This window comes from Sinorhizobium sp. 7-81 (genome assembly GCF_030124405.1).
GTDB lineage: Bacteria > Pseudomonadota > Alphaproteobacteria > Rhizobiales > Rhizobiaceae > Sinorhizobium > Sinorhizobium psoraleae.
The window spans coordinates 303,779-321,376 of the sequence record NZ_JASKLT010000006.1; the positions used below are offsets into that span (position 1 = coordinate 303,779).

General features: G+C 61.5%; 14 protein-coding genes. 3 read left to right on the top strand and 11 right to left on the bottom strand.

Annotated features, from left to right (window positions below; genetic code table 11):
- Window positions 1-107: 107 nt before the first annotated feature.
- Window positions 108-713 carry a TetR/AcrR family transcriptional regulator gene (locus QN224_RS21315; RefSeq protein WP_283978256.1) on the top strand — a complete coding sequence of 202 codons (606 nt, stop codon included), beginning with the start codon at window positions 108-110 and terminating at the stop codon, window positions 711-713.
- A 69-nt stretch (window positions 714-782) separates the two neighbouring features.
- On the opposite strand, the gene rfbD is transcribed toward QN224_RS21315, so the two are convergent.
- The 11 genes from rfbD to QN224_RS21370 all read right to left on the bottom strand — a co-directional run bounded on the left by rfbD (window position 783) and on the right by QN224_RS21370 (window position 14,120).
- The gene (gene rfbD / locus QN224_RS21320; RefSeq protein ID WP_283978257.1) at window positions 783-1,676 is read right to left on the bottom strand and encodes a dTDP-4-dehydrorhamnose reductase; all 894 of its coding nucleotides are present in this window, start codon (window positions 1,674-1,676) and stop codon (window positions 783-785) included.
- Window positions 1,673-2,743, bottom strand: a complete 1,071-nt coding sequence (gene rfbB, locus QN224_RS21325) for a dTDP-glucose 4,6-dehydratase (RefSeq protein ID WP_283978258.1) — start codon at window positions 2,741-2,743, stop codon at window positions 1,673-1,675. The genes rfbD and rfbB overlap by 4 nt, the downstream gene beginning before the upstream one ends.
- Window positions 2,744-2,756: 13 nt before the next feature.
- Window positions 2,757-3,317 carry a dTDP-4-dehydrorhamnose 3,5-epimerase gene (gene rfbC, locus QN224_RS21330; protein ID WP_283978316.1) on the bottom strand — a complete coding sequence of 187 codons (561 nt, stop codon included), beginning with the start codon at window positions 3,315-3,317 and terminating at the stop codon, window positions 2,757-2,759.
- On the bottom strand, window positions 3,310-4,191 hold the full coding sequence (gene rfbA / locus QN224_RS21335; protein ID WP_283978259.1) for a glucose-1-phosphate thymidylyltransferase RfbA: 882 nt from the start codon (window positions 4,189-4,191) through the stop codon (window positions 3,310-3,312). Before rfbA ends, rfbC begins: the two co-directional genes overlap by 8 nt.
- A 70-nt stretch (window positions 4,192-4,261) precedes the next feature.
- Window positions 4,262-5,296 carry a glycoside hydrolase gene (locus QN224_RS21340; RefSeq protein ID WP_283978317.1) on the bottom strand — a complete coding sequence of 345 codons (1,035 nt, stop codon included), beginning with the start codon at window positions 5,294-5,296 and terminating at the stop codon, window positions 4,262-4,264.
- A 106-nt stretch (window positions 5,297-5,402) separates the two neighbouring features.
- Window positions 5,403-6,575, bottom strand: coding sequence for a polysaccharide pyruvyl transferase family protein (locus QN224_RS21345; protein ID WP_283978260.1), 1,173 nt, complete (start codon window positions 6,573-6,575; stop codon window positions 5,403-5,405).
- 33 nt (window positions 6,576-6,608) lie between these two features.
- On the bottom strand, window positions 6,609-7,787 hold the full coding sequence (locus tag QN224_RS21350; RefSeq protein ID WP_283978261.1) for a polysaccharide pyruvyl transferase family protein: 1,179 nt from the start codon (window positions 7,785-7,787) through the stop codon (window positions 6,609-6,611).
- Window positions 7,788-7,823: 36 nt separating this feature from the next.
- Window positions 7,824-10,505, bottom strand: a complete 2,682-nt coding sequence (locus tag QN224_RS21355) for a glycosyltransferase (protein ID WP_283978262.1) — start codon at window positions 10,503-10,505, stop codon at window positions 7,824-7,826.
- Window positions 10,492-11,964 carry a DUF6212 domain-containing protein gene (locus tag QN224_RS21360; RefSeq protein WP_283978263.1) on the bottom strand — a complete coding sequence of 491 codons (1,473 nt, stop codon included), beginning with the start codon at window positions 11,962-11,964 and terminating at the stop codon, window positions 10,492-10,494. Before QN224_RS21360 ends, QN224_RS21355 begins: the two co-directional genes overlap by 14 nt.
- Before the next feature lie 181 nt (window positions 11,965-12,145).
- Window positions 12,146-13,396: a glycosyltransferase family 4 protein gene (locus QN224_RS21365; RefSeq protein ID WP_283978264.1), complete on the bottom strand. Its 1,251-nt coding sequence runs from the start codon at window positions 13,394-13,396 to the stop codon at window positions 12,146-12,148.
- A gap of 154 nt (window positions 13,397-13,550) precedes the next feature.
- Window positions 13,551-14,120 carry a MarR family transcriptional regulator gene (locus QN224_RS21370; RefSeq protein ID WP_173514251.1) on the bottom strand — a complete coding sequence of 190 codons (570 nt, stop codon included), beginning with the start codon at window positions 14,118-14,120 and terminating at the stop codon, window positions 13,551-13,553.
- 208 nt (window positions 14,121-14,328) lie between these two features.
- On the opposite strand from QN224_RS21370, the gene QN224_RS21375 reads away from it, so the two are divergent.
- Window positions 14,329-16,098, top strand: a complete 1,770-nt coding sequence (locus QN224_RS21375) for a type I secretion system permease/ATPase (protein ID WP_283978265.1) — start codon at window positions 14,329-14,331, stop codon at window positions 16,096-16,098.
- On the top strand, window positions 16,095-17,516 hold the full coding sequence (locus QN224_RS21380) for an HlyD family type I secretion periplasmic adaptor subunit (RefSeq protein ID WP_283978266.1): 1,422 nt from the start codon (window positions 16,095-16,097) through the stop codon (window positions 17,514-17,516). The genes QN224_RS21375 and QN224_RS21380 overlap by 4 nt, the downstream gene beginning before the upstream one ends.
- Window positions 17,517-17,598 lie beyond the last annotated feature (82 nt).

A 17,598-nucleotide genomic window follows, 5' to 3' on the forward strand; every position in this document is an offset into this window, starting at 1 on the left:
AGGATCGGCAGCGACGCCTGCGGATGAGGCAAGATGCCTTGAATTTCGGATAGACAGCCTGATTTTAACGGTGTTAAGATAGCGGCGTTCTTAACAGTGTCAAGATCATGATTCAAGTAGTGCCGGAAATGCAGGCTCGGGGATATCATCACGGCGATTTGCGAACCGCACTGATCAAAGCAGGATTGGCGTTGCTCGAGCGCGAGGGACCGGGTGGGGTGAGCTTGCGTGCGGTGGCGCGGCAGGTCGGCGTCAGCCAGGCTGCCCCCTATGCGCATTTTCACGGCAAGCGCGAGCTGATGTCGGCCATCGCCACGGTGGGATTTTCTCGGCTGAGGGATCTGATCGCACCACTCGCATCCGATCCCGCGCGAAGCCTCAGTGATCTTGGTCTGGCATATCTCGACTTTGCAAGGGCGAATCCGGGTCTTTACAGATTGATGTTCGGTTCCGACGAGCACATAGACATGCGCAACGAGCACCTGTCGACGGCCAGTCGCCAAGCCCTGGAACTCCTTGCCATGAAGGCCGGCCGGAATGGGTCAGATCCCATTCGCGATCCCGGCCCGATCGCGGCCTGGTCCTTGGTGCACGGGCTCGTCATGCTTCTCATGGACGAAAAGCTGCCGTCCGGTTTGGACCAGAGCATGCCGGCAATTCTCCGGCTTCTGGAACCGGGGATCGCCGAGTATGTGAAGGAAAGGGAGCTTTAGGACAAGGCACGTCGGCGACCTACTTCTCCTTGGAAATCGCCGGGCGCGACGTGCCCGGCGCCACCCTGGTCAGCCGTGCTTTGCCTGGAGAAGCCGCTCGATGGTGCTTTCGATCGAATGCTGCCAGTCAGGCATGGTCCAGCCGAACGTTGCGGCGAACCTGGCGGTTGCGAGAGACGAATTGGCAGGACGGCGTGCCCGCGCCGGAAATTCCTCCGTCGTCACGCTTCGAACACGTGACCACGGCCCACCTCGAGCACGACTTACCGAAAGGATGTGGCGCGCGAAATCCGCCCGGTTGACCTTACCCGTGCCAGCGAGGTGATAGACCCCGGAGATGTCATTCTGGCGGGACCGGATCAGGAAGGCGGCCGTCTTGAACACTGCGTCCGCGATGTCGGGAGCCGAGGATGGATTTCCCCATTGGTCGGCTACGACTGCAATCTCTTCGCGGTTCTCCGCAAGTTGGAGCATGGTCTTCACGAAATTCTTGCCGAAAGGGCTGTAGACCCAGGCCGTACGCAGGATGATGTGGCGGGGATTTGCCGCCGCCACGGCCTTTTCTCCGGCAAGCTTGGAGGCGCCATAGACGTTCAGCGGAGCTGTTGCATCGTCTTCCGCGTAGTTGCCTTCCTCGAACCCGTCGAAGACGTAGTCTGTCGAAAGGTGGATAACTGGAACCCCGAGGCGGGCTGCCGCTTCGGCGACCGCGCCCGCCCCGACTGCGTTGACCGCGAAAGCCAAATCCGGCTCGTCTTCGGCTTGGTCGACGGCTGTGTAGGCAGCGGCGGCAACGACAAGATCGGGGCGATGATGCTCGAGCGCTGGCAAGATCGTCTCCGGGCGCGCCAGATCGAGGTGCGGCCGCCCGACCGTGACCACGTCGAGATCCGGTCTCGCGCGCGCTCTTTCGGCAAGGCTGAGCGCCACCTGCCCGCTGCAACCTGTCACGACGATCCTCATGTGACGCTCCGAAGCCGTCCTCCGAGGCGAGCGCCCGAATAACGTTCTCGCCGTATCGGCTCCCACCACCAACTGTTATCAAGGTACCAATCGATCGTGTCGCTCAGACCCGCGTCAAACGCCCGCTTCGGTCTCCAGCCAAGCTCTCGCTCAACCTTCGAGGGATCGATTGCGTAGCGTCGGTCATGGCCGGGCCGGTCAGCGACAAGGGTGATGAGATCCCGATAGCTCTTGCCACCCTTGCGCGGTCGGCGAATGTCGAGGAGATCGCAGATGCTCTCCATCACCGACAGATTGTTGCGTTCGGCCCGGGCGCCGATATTGTAGCTCTCCCCTGGCCTTCCCTGCCTTATCACAAGCTCCAACGCGCGTGCATGATCGTCGACATGGAGCCAATCTCGCACGTTCGCTCCCGATCCGTAAAGCGGCAGCGGCTTGTCCTCGACCGCATTGATGATGGTGAGCGGGATCAGCTTCTCGGGAAAATGAAACGGGCCGTAATTGTTGGAGCAATTCGAGAGCACCACGGGCAGTCCATAGGTCTGGTGCCAGGCGCGAACGAAATGATCCGCGGCCGCCTTCGACGCCGCATAGGGCGACGACGGCGCATAGCGTGACTCCTCCGCGAATACCCCGCTACCGAAGGGAAGATCGCCGAATACCTCGTCGGTCGAGACATGGTGGAAGCGAAACCGCTCGCGCGCTTCTCCCCGCAATTCGGACCAATAGGTCAGCGCGGCAGAGAGCAGCCGGACCGTGCCGAGGACGTTCGTTTCGGCAAAAACATTCGGCCCCTCGATCGAGCGATCGACATGGCTCTCGGCCGCAAGGTGCATCACCGCATCGACGCGCTCGCGGCGCATGATGTCCAGCAGCGCGCCATCGTTGCAGATATCAAGCCGATAGAATGTGTAGTTCGGCCGCCCCTCGACTGCCCGCAGGGAAGCAAGATTGCCGGCATAGGTCAGCTTGTCGACATTGACGACGCGCGTCGCGCCGCTCGCTACCAGGTGCCGGCAGACCGCAGAGCCGATGAAGCCCGCGCCGCCCGTGACCAGAACCCGCATCGCCACCATCTCCTTACGCGAACTGAAAAGGGGTGGAGTGGACCAGCAGCGGCGCGTTCCGGTCCTTCGCGGAGAGCCGCAAGCGGTCCGTATCCACGGGCCACGTGATCCCGATTTGAGGATCATCGAAGCGGATCGCTCGCTCGTGCTCCGCGGAATAGTGCTCACTCACCTTGTAAATGACCTCGGTTTCCGGCTCGAGGGTGACAAAGCCGTGGGCAAAGCCCACAGGCACCAGAATCTGGTTCCACGTCTTGGCGGAGAGTTCGAGCCCGACCCAGCGGGCGAATGTCGGCGACCCTTTGCGGATATCGACGGCGACGTCGAACACCCGCCCCCGAACGACCCGGACGAGCTTGGCCTGTGCACGGGGCGGAAGTTGGTAATGCAAACCACGGAGCGTTCCCACCGCGACGGAATGGGAGTGGTTGTCCTGCACGAAGGTCAGATCGATGCCGTGCGCAGCAAGCGTCGAGGCATTGTAGGTCTCCGAAAAGAAGCCACGCTCATCGCCAAGTCTGCCTGGCACGATTTCGAGGACGCCGTCGAGGCCGAGGGGGCGTAACTCAAGCATCTGCAAGCTCCCTTATCCGTCGCTGGAGATAGGTCGTATAGTCGTTCTTTCCGAGCAGATCGGCACGCGCCAGCACCTGGTCAGCCGAAACATAGCCGAGTTCGAAGGCGATCTCTTCGGGGCACATGATCTTGATGCCCTGGCGATGTTCGATGGTGCGCACGAAGGAAGCGGCATCGTGCAGGCTGTCGTGGGTGCCAGTGTCGAGCCAGGCAAAGCCTCGGCCGAGACGGCAGACATGAAGATCGCCTCGAGCGAGATACGCACGGTTTACGTCGGTGATCTCCAGTTCGCCGCGCGCCGACGGTCTGATCGAGGCGGCGATGTCGATCACATCGTTACTGTAGAAATAGAGGCCGGTGACTGCCCAGCTCGACCGCGGCCGCTTCGGTTTCTCCTCGATCGTTTCGGCAAGCCCGCTTTCGCCGTTGAAGCTCACCACCCCGTAACGCTCGGGGTCGTCGACGCGATAGGCGAAGACGGTGGCGCCGGTCTTGCGGGCCGCGGCGTCACGGCACAGCTCGGGCAGGCCCGCGCCGTAGAAGATATTGTCTCCGAGGATCAGGGCGACGGCACTGTCCCCGATGAAGTCCCGGCCGATGATGAAGGCCTCCGCGAGCCCGTTCGGCTCCGCCTGTTCGGCATAGGAAATCGATAGGCCGAAGCCGCTGCCATCGCCGAGCAAACCTTCGAACAGGGGCCTGTCCCTGGGCATGGTGATCACCAGGATGTCGCGAATTCCAGCCAGCATAAGCATGCCAAGCGAGTAGTAGATCATCGGCTTGTCATGGACGGGAAGCAATTGCTTCGAGACCGAGATCGTCACAGGGTAAAGCCTGGTTCCTCTGCCGCCCGCAAGGATGATGCCCTTCATGCGGTCTCTCCGGTAAACTTGGCGCATCCGGCAGAACGCCGCCCGCAGGCCCGACCTTTTTGTGTCACGGTCATCTTGCGCTCGCGCCCCCTCTTTCGGCCGGTCTGATCGCCGCGGCGCCGGCGGGACTGAGCTTGCCGCAGCGCCAGAGGCTGTAGGAAGGCTCCGTGTCCCAATCGTAGTAGAAAGCCGCCGTCAGCCGCCCTGCCTCCATCAATTCGCCAAAGGCCGCGCGCATGGCGCCGATCGCACTTTCCCGTCGTCGATCGTCGATCGGGCAGGAACGTGCCCTGTTGGCAATCCCCCATTCCGTAACCCAGCAGGGCTTACCCAGGGCGGAAGCCAGGCAGAAATCGAGGAGGCTCGTCACCCGCGCGTTCAGCGCCGCCGGTGCGATCCGGCCCGGATAGATGTGGATGCCATAAGCATCCACAAGGCCGTCGATACCCCTATCGCGAAGAAGCGCGATGACTTCGCGCGGGTCGAGCCGTTCCATCCCGCGCCTGTCAGCCTCCTGGGCAGCCATGTCGGAAAGACCAGCGCTGATGACTGCCGCGTCGCGGCTATGCAGCGTTGCGCGCACTTCTTCACGGCTGATCTTCAGCGCCTGAACATAGACATCGAGGCCCCGCTCGAACGCGGCTCGGTCCTTGAGATCTGTAACGGTGCGCGGGGTTCGACCGCCCGGCTCCCGATAGACGAGAAGATCGCCATTATAGGCGGCGTAGTTGATCTCGTTTCCGGGTTCGATCGCCTCAAGGCGAATACCCAACGCATCGATACGCTGAAGCGCCGCGCGCAGCCCCTTGCGGTATTGGTCCAGGTCGAGATCGGATAGCCGGTGGATATCCCAAATCCGACCGAAGCCGGTTCGCGGACGGGTGCTCTCGGCATAGAAGCTCTTGTTCGAAAGCTGGATCTCAAGAAGGATTTTGAGACCGAGCCTGCTGGCGATCGCCAGCGCCTCGATGCTCTTGTTTACCGGCCGCGATAGCGACAGGCGTACGTTGATCGCGCCGCTCGCCGCGATCTCCTCCAATATCCTTTCCTGCTCGCTGCGGATCAGCCAGGCAAGATTGAGCCGGTTGACGCCAACGCGGACCATTGATGTCTGAACGGCATAGGCGGTCGTCAGCTCCGCAAGCGGCGCGAGTGCAAGCAGCGCGGCAAAAAGCAGCCCCGCGCCTGAACCTGCCCCTCTTTGCTTAAGCCTAGAGACCGACATGCGCGAGAGCGCTGCGGAAATTGGTCTCGCAGGCCGAGTAGCGGTCGATGACCGCCTGCGAGTCGATCTTGGACAGGAAATTCGCGAGATAGGCCCTCCGGTCCGTTTCGCGGTTCCAGATCGCCGCCTCCATATAAGGGAAGCCGATGAACTCCAGCATCTCCCGCATGCGGTCGTCGACGGCGATCATCAGCGCGGGCACGCCCGCCTGCATGCCGATGATGCAGCCGTGGAAGCGGCGACCGAAGCAGAGATCCCGCGACGAAATCCAGCTTCGCCACTGGTTGGTATCGAAGAACACCAGGAGCTCGTGCTTTCTTTGCCACTTTTCGGAATGCTTGTATTCGGTCTGCCCGGTGATCCGACCGCTTGCCCGGTCATAGACCGGAACGTCGTCGTCGCCCGGCAGGGCAAGATTGTAGGCGACCACCTCGTCCTGTATGACGTAGCTTGCGACGCTGTCGGGCTTGAGCAGCGCATGGGCATCCACGATCGTATCGGCCACGCTCCCGAGATAACCTCCGAAGGCGATCTTCTGGGCTGCGGCCAGGTCCGGATTGGCGAGAGAGGCGAGTGAGCGCTTCATCTCGCTGGGCGCGAAGAAAAGCGACGGGCAGCCCGTCGGCTTCACGAACTTCATGCCTTGTTCTTTTAAGAATTCGGCCGTGAAGTAGCCACGTGTGAGAAAGAAGCTCTCCTTCTTCTTGAGCACTTCCAGGAACTTGAGGGTGCCGGCCGGCAGTTTTTCCTTGAGCCCCTCCCTGCGCTGGATGCCGATGCCCATGACCACCACAGGCATCTTCAGCTTGTCGAACACCTCCGCCTCGAGATCGGCGGAGTAGCCGGGCCGCAAGAGATTGGCCGAGGCGAACACGCAGATATCGAATTCCCGGTTGAGATGCTCGTAGACATCGCCGGAGTCGCGGCTGTTGGCGAGATGCCAGAAGGGCACATAGGTGACGTCATGTCCGCGCAGGCTGTGGGCGGCACCCTCGCCGATCAGGTAGTTGCCGGTGTTGGCGATTTTCCGCACCTGGTCGATCAGGTCCTTCTTCGTTCTGACCTCGTCGAAATAGGGCCTGTGACGAACGTCCGCCCCGGATACGCCGGCAACGGTTCGCTGCAGATAGGAAGGTATTCCGGTAAGCAAGATACGCATCGATACACCTGAGTTTTTAGTTCTTGCGAACAGCTAATGGCCGATGCCGATTTCGCGCAGCGCCGAACGGAAAGTACGCTCGCGATCGGAATATCGGTCGACCAGTTCCGTTGCGTTGAGCCCGGCGAGGTGATCGGCAACGAACTCGGCCCTGTTTTCGGCCTTGTCGAGATCGACAGCATCGATGGCTGGCAAGCCGGTATAGCCCAGCATTTCGCGCATCCGATCGTCCACCGCCACCATCAGGCTCGGGACCGCTGCCTGCATGGCGATGATGGAGCCGTGGAAACGCCGACCGAAATTGAAGTCCATGGACGACGCCCAGGCACGCCACTGGTTGGTGTCGAAGAAGGTGCGTATGTCGAATGGCGTTTTCAGCCGTTCCGTGCCCGAGTAGCTGAGATCGCCGAGCATCGTGCCGGAGGCGGAGTCGTAGACGCGGCCGTCGCCATTCGCTTCGACTTTCATGTCGAAGTGGAGGAACTCGTCCTGGATCACATATTGCGGACGCGAATCCTCGGGTGCCAAGGTGATGGCATCGACGATCGCATCGTGGTTGGCGCCGAGATAGCCGGAGAAAATCGTCCGTGCCTTGCCGACCTTCACATCCGGCAGCTTCTTCAGCGATGCGCGCATATTGTGCGGCATGAAATAGATGGAAGGGCAGCCGGTCGGCTGGACGTAGGAAAAGCCTTGATCCTTGAGGAAGCCCGCCGTTTCAAATCCGCGCGTCAGGAAATAATGCTCACGCTCCTTCAGGACATCGAGCAGCCGCTTCGTTCCCTCCGGCAGGCTATTCTCGAGGTCCCGGCGATTCTGAAGACCGATGCCGAGCATGACGATCGGCATCTTCAGCTTGCTCAGCACTTCCGCTTCGGCGTCTGCCGAGAGGCCCTTGCGCAAAAGATTGGCGCAGGTAAAGACGCAGATGTCGAAGCTATTGTTGAATTCCTCGAGACCAACTCCGTTCTTGCTGCAATTGTAGAGGTGCCAGAACGGCACCTGCTTCGCATGCGGCGCGATTGCGCGCAGCGCCCCCTCGCCGATCAGGTAGTTTCCGGTATTGCTGATGTTGCGAAGCTCCTGAAGAAACTCCTCTTTCGTCTCGGGCTGTTTCTGCCGCTCCGAATAGGAAACGGACAACCCGTGCGCGCCATTGGCGAGGCGCGTGTAGTGACCAGGAATTCCCGTCACGAGGATTCGTGGACGCATGCAATAGACCCTTCTTCTTGAAATCGGCAGGAGCCTTCAGCCCACGGCCGCTACTTCGGGATTGGATGTTTCGCGCCCGCGAGAGACCGCGGCGCGCGAAAGCGACGAATTGTTGACCGAGCGATCGCACCAATCGAGGAACTCCCCGAAGGAAGCGCCCCAGGAGCGGCGTGCCGCCGTTCTGAGGCAACCCTCCATGAGCGGCGCGAGCTTTTGACGATTGCGGGCCACCTCCTCGATGACCTTCGCCATGTCGCGCACCACCTGCGGATCGGCTGCGGCATCGATCAGGATGCCGTCTTCTCCGTCCGTTATGAGCTCGTCGACTGCGCCCACCGCAGTGGCGATCGGCACGCAGCCGAGCTGCTGCGCCTCCGCGATCATCAAGGGTGCGCCTTCCCAGCGCGAGGGCATCACGAGGACGTCGGCCCAACCGAGTGCCTTGATCAAATCCTTGCTTGCAAAGACAGGTGGGCGCACGTCGACACCGAGTTCCCTGAGCCGGTCGGCCCACGACATGGTGGCGTCGGCGAGGATCTCCCCGCCGATTGCGCGCGCGTCAAAGGGGACGCGCGACGCACGCAGCTCCGCGATTGCCGCAGCCAGCCGATCGATGCCCTTCTGCTGATCGAGCCGGCCCATATAGAGAACTCTGAGCCGGTCGTCCTTGCGCTCGATCCGCCTTACAGACAGGACCTCGGCCAGGATCTTGGGGGGTACGGAAAAGCTCGCGCCATTGGGCACGGCGAAGGTCTTCTCGAGAGGAACGCCGAAGCTATGCAAGTATATCTTGAGCTGTTCCGAGCAGGTCAGAAACGCATCGTAGCAATGCTCGTGGGCAATCGCAGCAAAGGGCTGGCCCGCCGGCCTTTTGAAATGCGTATTGTCGACGACGTGAAGGTAGCAGGCCGTGCGTGTTCCTTCGGAGCGCAACCGCGCGATGAGCGGATGCACGGCCATTACATGGTTGTTGATGACGAGGTCGAAGCCGGAAAGCTGTCCTTTGAGCGCCGCCCAATCCACATCGTGGCCCTCGGCAATGAAGTCCTGCCCAAGGAACGAGCCGGAGCCGCCCCAGGCGGGAATTCCCTGGTCCCAGAAGTGAATATAATCGAAGCTTGCATCGAATTCGTCGATCAGGTCCATCCTGGACGTGCCGAGCACGAACAGGTGGGTCTCGTAGCCTGCCGCCTTCAGTTCGCGCGCGGCCGCATAGACGACCTTCTCGGCGCCGCCGAACGACGCATTCGGCACGAGCAGCGCTGCGGTTTGCTTGCCGTTCTCGCTATGCCCGAGCGGCAGGACGGGCGAGCCTCCGACTTCATGGCGGAGCGCTTTGTGAAGTTCCGCATAAGGCACGAGCCGCGCCGGGCGCCACGTCCAGCGCCTGCCGGCCGTCCGCCGCAAGGGACTGGTCGCGATTGCATTGACGCAATTTATCATCACCTGCTGAGGCGTGATGTGGGAGCGACGCGGCAGCGTCCGCGGGAAAGGGAACCGCACCTTCAGGACCGCCGATGTGGGCCATACCTGCTGCTGGCCGATCGAGGCGAACCAGTCGAGCGCGTTGTTCTGGATCACGTCGCGCACGAGCGAGGTCGACAGGAAGATGAGATCGGCGTGCGCGACGTTCTGGGTTCCTGCCTCCAGGAAGATAGGCTCGATCTTGCGCTGCGCGGCATCGTTGCCGAGCTGGACGAAGATGACATTGACCTTCTCGCTCAGGCGCTCCAGGTGGGAAAGCACATTCGGCAGCATGCGCGACCGCAAGAGAAGGTCGAGGGTTGCGCCGCTTCCAGCCATGAGGAATGGCGGGAAGTGCACGTTGTCCGGCTCCCCGATACTCGCCCAGAATGCCGGGATGATGTCGTCGAGACGAGGCCTCGCGGGCTCCTTGGTTGGATCCGTAAAGAACGAAATCGCTGCGTCTTCCGTTCGCGCAAAAAGGTAGCGCGGGCATTCTTCGTGCTCGAAGTCGACGAGCATCGGGCGCTGGAACAGAGCCCTGTGGCGCTTTCTGAGGAAGCTGACCGAGGCGGCGCGGTCGCGGTTCGCTTCCTTGAAACGGCTTTCGGCCCGGAGCCTATATTCGAAGGTCGTATCGTGGCACGGCGTTCCGACGAATCCGTGTTCGATGCAGGAGAGCCAGAACTCCCAGTCCTCGAAACCGTTCTGCCGGTCGTCGTTGAAGCGGACACCTGCCCTAAAGACGTCGATCGAGATCATCGAGCCCGTATCGCAGATATTGTCCGTGATGCAGTGCACGAGCCGCGAGTAGCGGTTGCCGTAATGCGCCCGCCAGCTCACCGAAAAAGTATCGATGTTGGTGTAGACCCAGCCGGAACCGCTCGAGCGAAGCTGCCGGTAGAGGGTTTCGACCGTGCCCGGCAAGACGCGGTTGTCGGCATCGAGAAAATAGACCGCGCCCGCCTCCGGCAGGTTTTCGAGCACGTAGTCGATCGCCCGGTTACGAGCTCCGCCCGGCCCCGCATTCGCGCCGAAAAGCACATGAACGGCTGGATTGGCCGCAGCATAGAGGAGCAGCTGGTCGAATGTCTCGTGCCGCGGATCGCCATCGACCGAAACGACGATGGCGATCCTGCACTCGGAAAGTGCCGAGGCCAGGACCGACTCGATCGCCTCGAGAGCAAGCGCGGCGTGTCCGTAGAGCGGCATCGCGACCGCGACCAGATCCGGCATGTCCCTATTTGTTGACATGGGACGCTCCTGCGGACTGCTTCACCAGCCGGAAGCCGGACACTTTGAGCCAGGAGAAATCGACGGAATCCGACACCGCGCGGCTGAGGATCATAAGATCCATGGGCGCACGCACCGGTTCGTCCAACTGAAAGTTGATGTTGATCGCCTTTTGGGCGGTCACCTCGCGCCACCCGCTGAAAAACGCCGAAGGCTTGGCCGCACCCTTGCGCGCAAGTTCCGCCACCTCGGAGCGCGCGTTCGAATTTGCCGGAGCGAGCAGGAAACTCACTGCCGCGGGCGCGCCCTGCGGATGGTCGATGACGGCGCTCGCCGAGAAAGATATCGTGCCAGGCTCCACGGCGCGGCCAATGGTGCCGGCCGAAATGCCGCTCGGCAGCGGATGGCACACCACCGCGTGCTCGTGCTCTAGGAAGCGAACCGTCTGGAACTCCGGAACAATCGGCGTCACGGAAACATCGACGATCTGGCTCAACAGGTCGACCGCGAGTCTATAGTCTTCAATGAAGTGGCCGTCGAGCAAGGCGGTGGGCGCGATCATGTTGGGCATGCGGGTCGGCCTGACGCCCGGCAACCCCGTAAACACCCGGAACGCCAGAGGCCGCAGATCGAGATCGGGATGGGGCGCCTCCGATTGGGCCGTGTAGCGCTCGCTCGCGATAGGGTAGCCGAGCGAAAGCCCAACCATCTCCGCGCCGGTTGTGGAGACGCGAAGCCGCAATGTCCTTGCTCCGCCTCCGCAAGCTCGCGGCAGCGCGAAGAAACTCCAGCCTGCGGCAAGCTGCGTGTATGGCACGACCCACTCGGCCACGCCTTCGCCGTTCTCTACATAGCCCAGCACGACCACCAGCTCGCCACCGTCCCTCGGAACGGAATGGAGGTGAAGCGCCACGCCGGCAACGCCATGGCTGGAGACCGGCAAGAGCTGCTCGACGTAGCCGGTTGCAAGGAGCTGCCCGATCCCCTCGTCCTTCGGATCGACATAGGGGTCGTGCGCGAAGACCTCCGTAACCGGCTCCCAGTTGCGCGCCTGGAACGCGTCTTCCAACGCACGATAGTTCTCGAGCAGGCTTTCGCGCTCACGCCGGAGAATGGCTAGCTCGGATGTGATCGAAGAGGTGAACCGGGCAAGCCGTCCTATCCCGCCCTCCATCAGGGCATGAACGAGCGTCAAGCTCTCCGCCCGGTTGCTCGCATCAATCCTTTGAACGGGTATCTCGGGAACCGTTCCGAGCGCGTGGACAGCGGCAAGCCCCTCTCTCAGGTGGGCCTCTCCCTCGCCCGAGAAGGCGAGCGCAATCAGCGGAAACGCGTTCTGCAGGGGAGACGGGGAGCCCGTATCCGCCTGAAGGAAATGGACCAAATGCTCGATGCCGCTCCCTTCGACATTTGCCCGGTCCCGATCAGATGCCACGATCAGCCTTCGTTTCGTCGACGATTGCCTAATACTAGAAGACATCAACTCTTGCACGCAGCGACCTCAGAAGCATCGTATTATGCGGAAGATGAAATTTTCACGACAAATGAATAACTTCACTCGTCGAATTCATCTCAGAAAACATATCTAGGTTTTCTGCAGCGCACAATTAGAATTTTTCGAGATCTAGACTTTTATTATACTTCAAAAGTGGAAGCAATATTCAAGCAAACTGCGATTGCATCGAAAGCGTCGCGCTTTCGCCGATTGCCTTGCCGATCACTGCCAGTTGACGCGCGAGGCAATCTTCCAGCCGGAACCGCTGCTCGACCGTCCTGCGCCCTGCGGCGCGCAACTCGTGGAAGCCGTCCGGCCGTGCCAGCACGTCGAGAATGGTTTCGGCGAGCGCATCCGTGTCAAAAAACGGGACCAGGAGACCATTCCGGCCCGAACGGATGACCTCCTGGACCGGGGCGGTATCCGATCCGATGACCAGAGCACCGCAAGCCATTGCCTCCACGACCGACCAGGACAGAACGAAGGGATAAGTGAGGTAAAGGTGAGCGGCTGAAATCTGGAAGAGCTGGCGCAGCACGGAATGGGGCACGACGCCGGGAAAGATCAACCTGTCGCGCGGGACGTCCAGCGATTGAAGAAGATGCTCCTTCCAGGAGCCCCCGCCGGGGGGCGGCGCGCCGTAGCTCACGCTGTCGCCGCCGACGAAGACGAAGAGCGCGTCCGGATGTCGCCGGACGACCTTGGCGGCGGCCTCCAACGCCTGCGGAAATCCGCGATAGGGCTCCAGGTCGCGTGCAACGAATGTCACGATTGGCGGGGCGCCGGCCTTGAGCACGCGCCCGTCCGGAAGCTTCAGCGAAGCTGTCGGATCGGGGCGGAAGCGCCGTGTGTCGATCCCCTCGTGACACACCGCGATGCGGTGCCGGACATCGGAAGGATAGAGGCTCCTCTGCCAATTGGTCGGGCTGATGCCTCCGTCCATCGCTTCGAGCGACAGGAGCTGCGCGGCGTTGCGAAGACGCAATCTCTTGCGGGTCTCCGAATCGGGCTGATCGTGAGGGGCAAAGCCGACATCCGCCCCCTCCGCCCGATAAAAGAATTCGCAGTACCCGAGTGCGGGTATACGCGGCAGCACATCCTTTACGAACATCATGCTGCCCCAGCCGATATGGCCGAGGACGATGTCGGGGACCTGGCCAAGGCGCGCCATGGCTTCGAAGGTCTCGGCGACCCGATGTCCGATTCGCACGTGATGGTCGGGAACGCCCAAATGTCGTGCGATCTGCGGATGCGCGCGCGGACCGGGCTCCGCTCGATGTCGAACGACCCGAACGGAGGGGATTTTCTGATCCACCGTTTCGGTGACGAGGGTCACCTCGCTTCCCGCCTCGGCCAGATGAGAAGCCAGCGCGGCGAACTGGCCAAAACCACGACGGTGTACAAACGCTACATGCATGTTCTTGACCATTCGCACCACTAGATCACGATGATTTCAGGTCGGATCGACCTGAAATCATGAACGTGATCGTTTCCAATGAGTTAGCGCGGGATGCGGGCGGAAAACCGCACGTTTCCTCATCCCGCGCTGGGATTATGCGTTGGGAGGCACGTCAGATGCCGTAGCGAGCGGCATTGCCCCAGACCAGTTCGAGCCGGTGCAGCGTCTGGAAGGCGGTCTCGAGGTTCCGTCGATCCTGCTCGCCATGGCTGAGGGCGCGCTCATAGGACTTTGCCGCTTCCCGCAGCGCAGTGCAGAGCTGCCTCCCCTTCTCCGACAGCCTGATACGGGCCGACCGCTTGTCGCGCTGGGAGGCGATCCGGTCGATATAGTCCCCGTCGGCGAGCTGCTTGAGGTAGTAGGAGATGTTGGAACCGACATAATGGCCACGGTCGAGGAGCTCTCCTACCGAGAGTTCGGCCTCACCGATGACCAGAAGAACCATCGCCTGCGCCGACCCAATGTCGTCGACGCCGAGCTTGGTCAATTCCGTGCGCAACAGCCCGGAAAATCGCCGGCTCGCGCGCTCCATGACACGCGCCAGCTCGAAATATGTGATCAGAGATCTGTCTCCGTCCTGATCGCGCCCGGGGTCCGGAGTATTCCTGGTGGTATCACCCTCGGGCTGGACCACCATGGCATCTCCGAAGTCTGCGAACGGATAGAGAATCCTGTGATTCATTCCTCTCTCCATTAGGGAATTTACTTCATTATCCGGGAATTTACTTCAAAATTTGAAGCAAATTTCATGACGCCCCAGTCCCCGAATTGCATGTCTTGAGCAAGCGATCTTTATTGTGTCACACTGATCCCAGCAATACTGTGATTTGAGTGAATCTGAACCGGATCGCTCCTCAACCCCGCGGATGCTTATATGCAGAAAATCGCCCATGCGTGATACTGTTCGAAATAATATGATTAGCAAGGGTCAAATCGGCCCGGCATCGACGCAAAATGGAACAATCAACCCTAAGCTGCTGGTCTTGCGAGCACGGCGTGTATTCGTCGTGACGCTTCTTTATGCAGCTCTGCTCAGCGCCTGCATCAACCTCCTGCAACTCACCATGCCCCTCTACATGATGCAGGTACATGACAGGGTGTTGAACAGTCAGAGCATGGATTCGCTCGTCATGCTGACCATCCTGGCCCTTGGCGCGCTCGTTGTTTTGGGCGTCCTCGACTACATCCGCGCCCTCACATTCCAGGCGATGGGCGGCTCCGTCGTGCGGTCGCTGAACCTGCCGGTCCTTACGGCCGCAGTGCAGGCTTCCGCCGGTCAGGGACTTACCCGGGCGGCACAGTCGCTGCGGGACCTCACGGAGCTGCGCGGTTTCCTTACCTCGTCGGCCGTCAGCGCCCCCCTCGACGCCGCCTGGTCGCCCATCTTTCTGGGCGTTCTCTTTCTGCTGCACCCCCTCTTCGGGGTGATCGGTGCGGTTTCCGTTGCGGTGCTTGTCTGCTGCGGCCTCATAACCGATCTCCTGACGCGTCAGCTCATGAAAGAGGCAAGCCAGGCTAATATTGAGGCAGTGTCGAAAATAGGTGCGACATTACGTCACGCCGAGGCCATTGAAGCGATGGGCATGCTGCCGGCGCTCGCGAAACGGTGGCGCGCGGCGCAGCTGCACGCGCTTAGCGTGTTGGAAACCAGTGGAAGCAGAAGCCGGGCGATGGCCTCTATAACGCGCAGCCTCAGGTTTTCCATACAGGTGGCGTCGCTTGGCACCGGTGCACTTCTGGTGATGAGGCAGGAAATCTCGCCCGGTGCGATGATGGCGACGACCATCCTTGTCGGGCGCCTTCTCATACCTTTCGATTCGGTCATCGAGAACTGGCGGCAATGGGTATTGGCAATCGCAAGCTGGCGCCGAATCGAAGCCGCCCTGAATGAAGACCTTGCAGTCCGTCAGACGATGCCGACGCCGCGCTCCGAAGGGGACCTGGTCGTCGACAAGCTGGTTTATGCTGCGCCAGGCCTGGACGTCCCGATCATCAAGGGCGTCTCCTTCTCCCTCTCGCCTGGTGAGGTGCTGGGCGTCGTCGGGCCTTCCGCCGCCGGCAAATCCACTTTGGCGCGGCTCCTCGTGGGCATCCAGAAGCCGACGACGGGCGGCGTATTCCTGGATGGCAACAATGTCTATCTCTGGGAGCGCGGCTCATTCGGGCAGATGACGGGCTACCTCCCGCAGTCGGTTTCGCTGCTCGAAGGGACGATCCGCGAAAACATCGCCCGCATGGAAGAGAGCGACCCTTACAGGGTGCTCGAGGCGGCGCGGCTTGCCGACGTGCACGACATGATCGGACGCCTGCCGCTCGGCTACGATACGCCTGTGGGTGATGGGCAATTGACGCTTTCCGGCGGGCAAAGGCAGCGCATCGCGCTTGCTCGATGCCTCTACGGCCGCCCGCGCCTGATCGTGCTCGACGAACCTAACGCCAATCTCGACGCGATCGGCGAGCGGGCTCTTATCCGCGCGATCGACCATGCGCGCAATGATGGCGCCATCATCGTCATCATCGCCCACAGGCCAGCGATCATGCAGGTCGCAGATAAACTGCTCGTGCTGGAAGGTGGCCGCATTGCCCAGTTCGGCCCCCGCACGGATGTGGTCGCGTCCATGATGCCCGGCGAAACACGACGCGAAGGAACCGCTTCATGACGAGCAAGCCTACATTGCCCGCGAGTGTCGATATGCAGCCCCTGGCCCCGACCGGCAATTCGGATCGCCGCCTGCCCGTGAGCGCCGCGCCGCCGCTGCACGTCAGTGCGCTGGAACTCGAGCTTGCCGAGAGCACTCATTCCCCCGTCCGACGCCTTGTTGTCGCGGGACTGGCGACGATCCTGGTCGCTTTCGGTGGGTTTTTCGGCTGGGCGTTTTCCACGGAACTCAGCAGCGCTTCAGTTACCAGCGGGACCATCGTCGTCGATTCGAAGCGCAAGACGGTCAGCCATTTCGAGGGCGGCGTCCTGAGCCGCCTTCTCGTTCAGGAGGGCGATCACGTCGCCGCCGGGCAGACGTTAATCAAGCTCGAGGATACGCGCGCCCGTTCGGACCTTCAGGCATTGCAAAGCCGGCGCGTCGGCCTGATCGCGAAACTGGTCCGCCTCAGGGCAGAGCAGGCAGGTGCAATGGAATTGAGCTTTCCCGGCGATCTCGCCGGCGCCGGCGATGCCGCCGCCGAGGACGCCATCGCCGCGGAAACGGCATTCTTCGAAAAGCGACGCGAGGCGAAGAACGGGCGGCTAGAGATCCAGCGCAAGACCATCGAGGAATATTCGGAGAAGGCGAAATCGCTCGGCGCGCAGCTTCAGGCGACGGACCGGCAGATCGAGCTCGTAAATGAACAGCGGGCGGCAATCGCCACCTTGGTGGACAAGGCCTTTGCGCAGCGCTCGAAGCTCATCGAGATCGACGCCAAGCTCAGCGAGCTTGCCGCAACGCGCGGCGAGCTTGCCGGTGACAAGGCGCAAGCTCAGAAGGCCATGGCGGGTGCCGAACTTACGTTGATCGGTATCGAAAGCGATTTTCAGTCGGAGATCGCAGGCGAGATCACCACGGCGCGCCTCGAGCTTGCGGATGTAGAGGAGCGGATCACGGCCGCGAAGGATGTGCTTCGTCGCCTCGAGATCCGCGCGCCCCAGGCAGGCGTCGTCGCCAATATCCAGTTGCGCACGTCGGGCAGCGCCGTGACGCCGGGCCAGCCGCTGCTCGACATCGTCCCCGGGGATGAGCCGTTGCTCGTGGAGATGCATGTCAGCACGCGCGACATCGACAGCATCGCGATCGGCTCCAAGGCGCAGATCCGGCTGACCGCCTATAACCAGCGCACCCATCTGCCGGTCGACGGCAAGATTAGCTATGTCGCCGCAGACCAGTCGGTGGATGAGAAGTCCAACGTGGCCTATTACGTGGCACGGGCGCAGATCGTGCCGGAGTCGCTCGCCGCGAATCCCGATATACGACTCTATCCAGGCATGCCCGCCGAGGTACTGATCGTGCACAAGCCGCGCGCGGCGATCGATTATCTGGTTTCCCCGATTACAGACAGCTTCAATCGCGCGTTCAGGGAAGATTAAGGCTATCTCTCCTCATGATCCAAGCATCAACACAATTTACTTTAAATTTTGAAGCGATTTACGGACATCACTATAGCAATTA

Coding starts and splice junctions, on each gene's coding strand:
- QN224_RS21315 (WP_283978256.1), top strand. CDS start 108: ATGATTCAAGTAGTGCCGGAAATGCAGGCTCGGGGATATCATCACGGC.
- rfbD (WP_283978257.1), bottom strand. CDS start 1,676: ATGAGGATCGTCGTGACAGGTTGCAGCGGGCAGGTGGCGCTCAGCCTT.
- rfbB (WP_283978258.1), bottom strand. CDS start 2,743: ATGCGGGTTCTGGTCACGGGCGGCGCGGGCTTCATCGGCTCTGCGGTC.
- rfbC (WP_283978316.1), bottom strand. CDS start 3,317: ATGCTTGAGTTACGCCCCCTCGGCCTCGACGGCGTCCTCGAAATCGTG.
- rfbA (WP_283978259.1), bottom strand. CDS start 4,191: ATGAAGGGCATCATCCTTGCGGGCGGCAGAGGAACCAGGCTTTACCCT.
- QN224_RS21340 (WP_283978317.1), bottom strand. CDS start 5,296: ATGGTCCGCGTTGGCGTCAACCGGCTCAATCTTGCCTGGCTGATCCGC.
- QN224_RS21345 (WP_283978260.1), bottom strand. CDS start 6,575: ATGCGTATCTTGCTTACCGGAATACCTTCCTATCTGCAGCGAACCGTT.
- QN224_RS21350 (WP_283978261.1), bottom strand. CDS start 7,787: ATGCGTCCACGAATCCTCGTGACGGGAATTCCTGGTCACTACACGCGC.
- QN224_RS21355 (WP_283978262.1), bottom strand. CDS start 10,505: ATGTCAACAAATAGGGACATGCCGGATCTGGTCGCGGTCGCGATGCCG.
- QN224_RS21360 (WP_283978263.1), bottom strand. CDS start 11,964: ATGTCTTCTAGTATTAGGCAATCGTCGACGAAACGAAGGCTGATCGTG.
- QN224_RS21365 (WP_283978264.1), bottom strand. CDS start 13,396: ATGCATGTAGCGTTTGTACACCGTCGTGGTTTTGGCCAGTTCGCCGCG.
- QN224_RS21370 (WP_173514251.1), bottom strand. CDS start 14,120: ATGAATCACAGGATTCTCTATCCGTTCGCAGACTTCGGAGATGCCATG.
- QN224_RS21375 (WP_283978265.1), top strand. CDS start 14,329: ATGCGTGATACTGTTCGAAATAATATGATTAGCAAGGGTCAAATCGGC.
- QN224_RS21380 (WP_283978266.1), top strand. CDS start 16,095: ATGACGAGCAAGCCTACATTGCCCGCGAGTGTCGATATGCAGCCCCTG.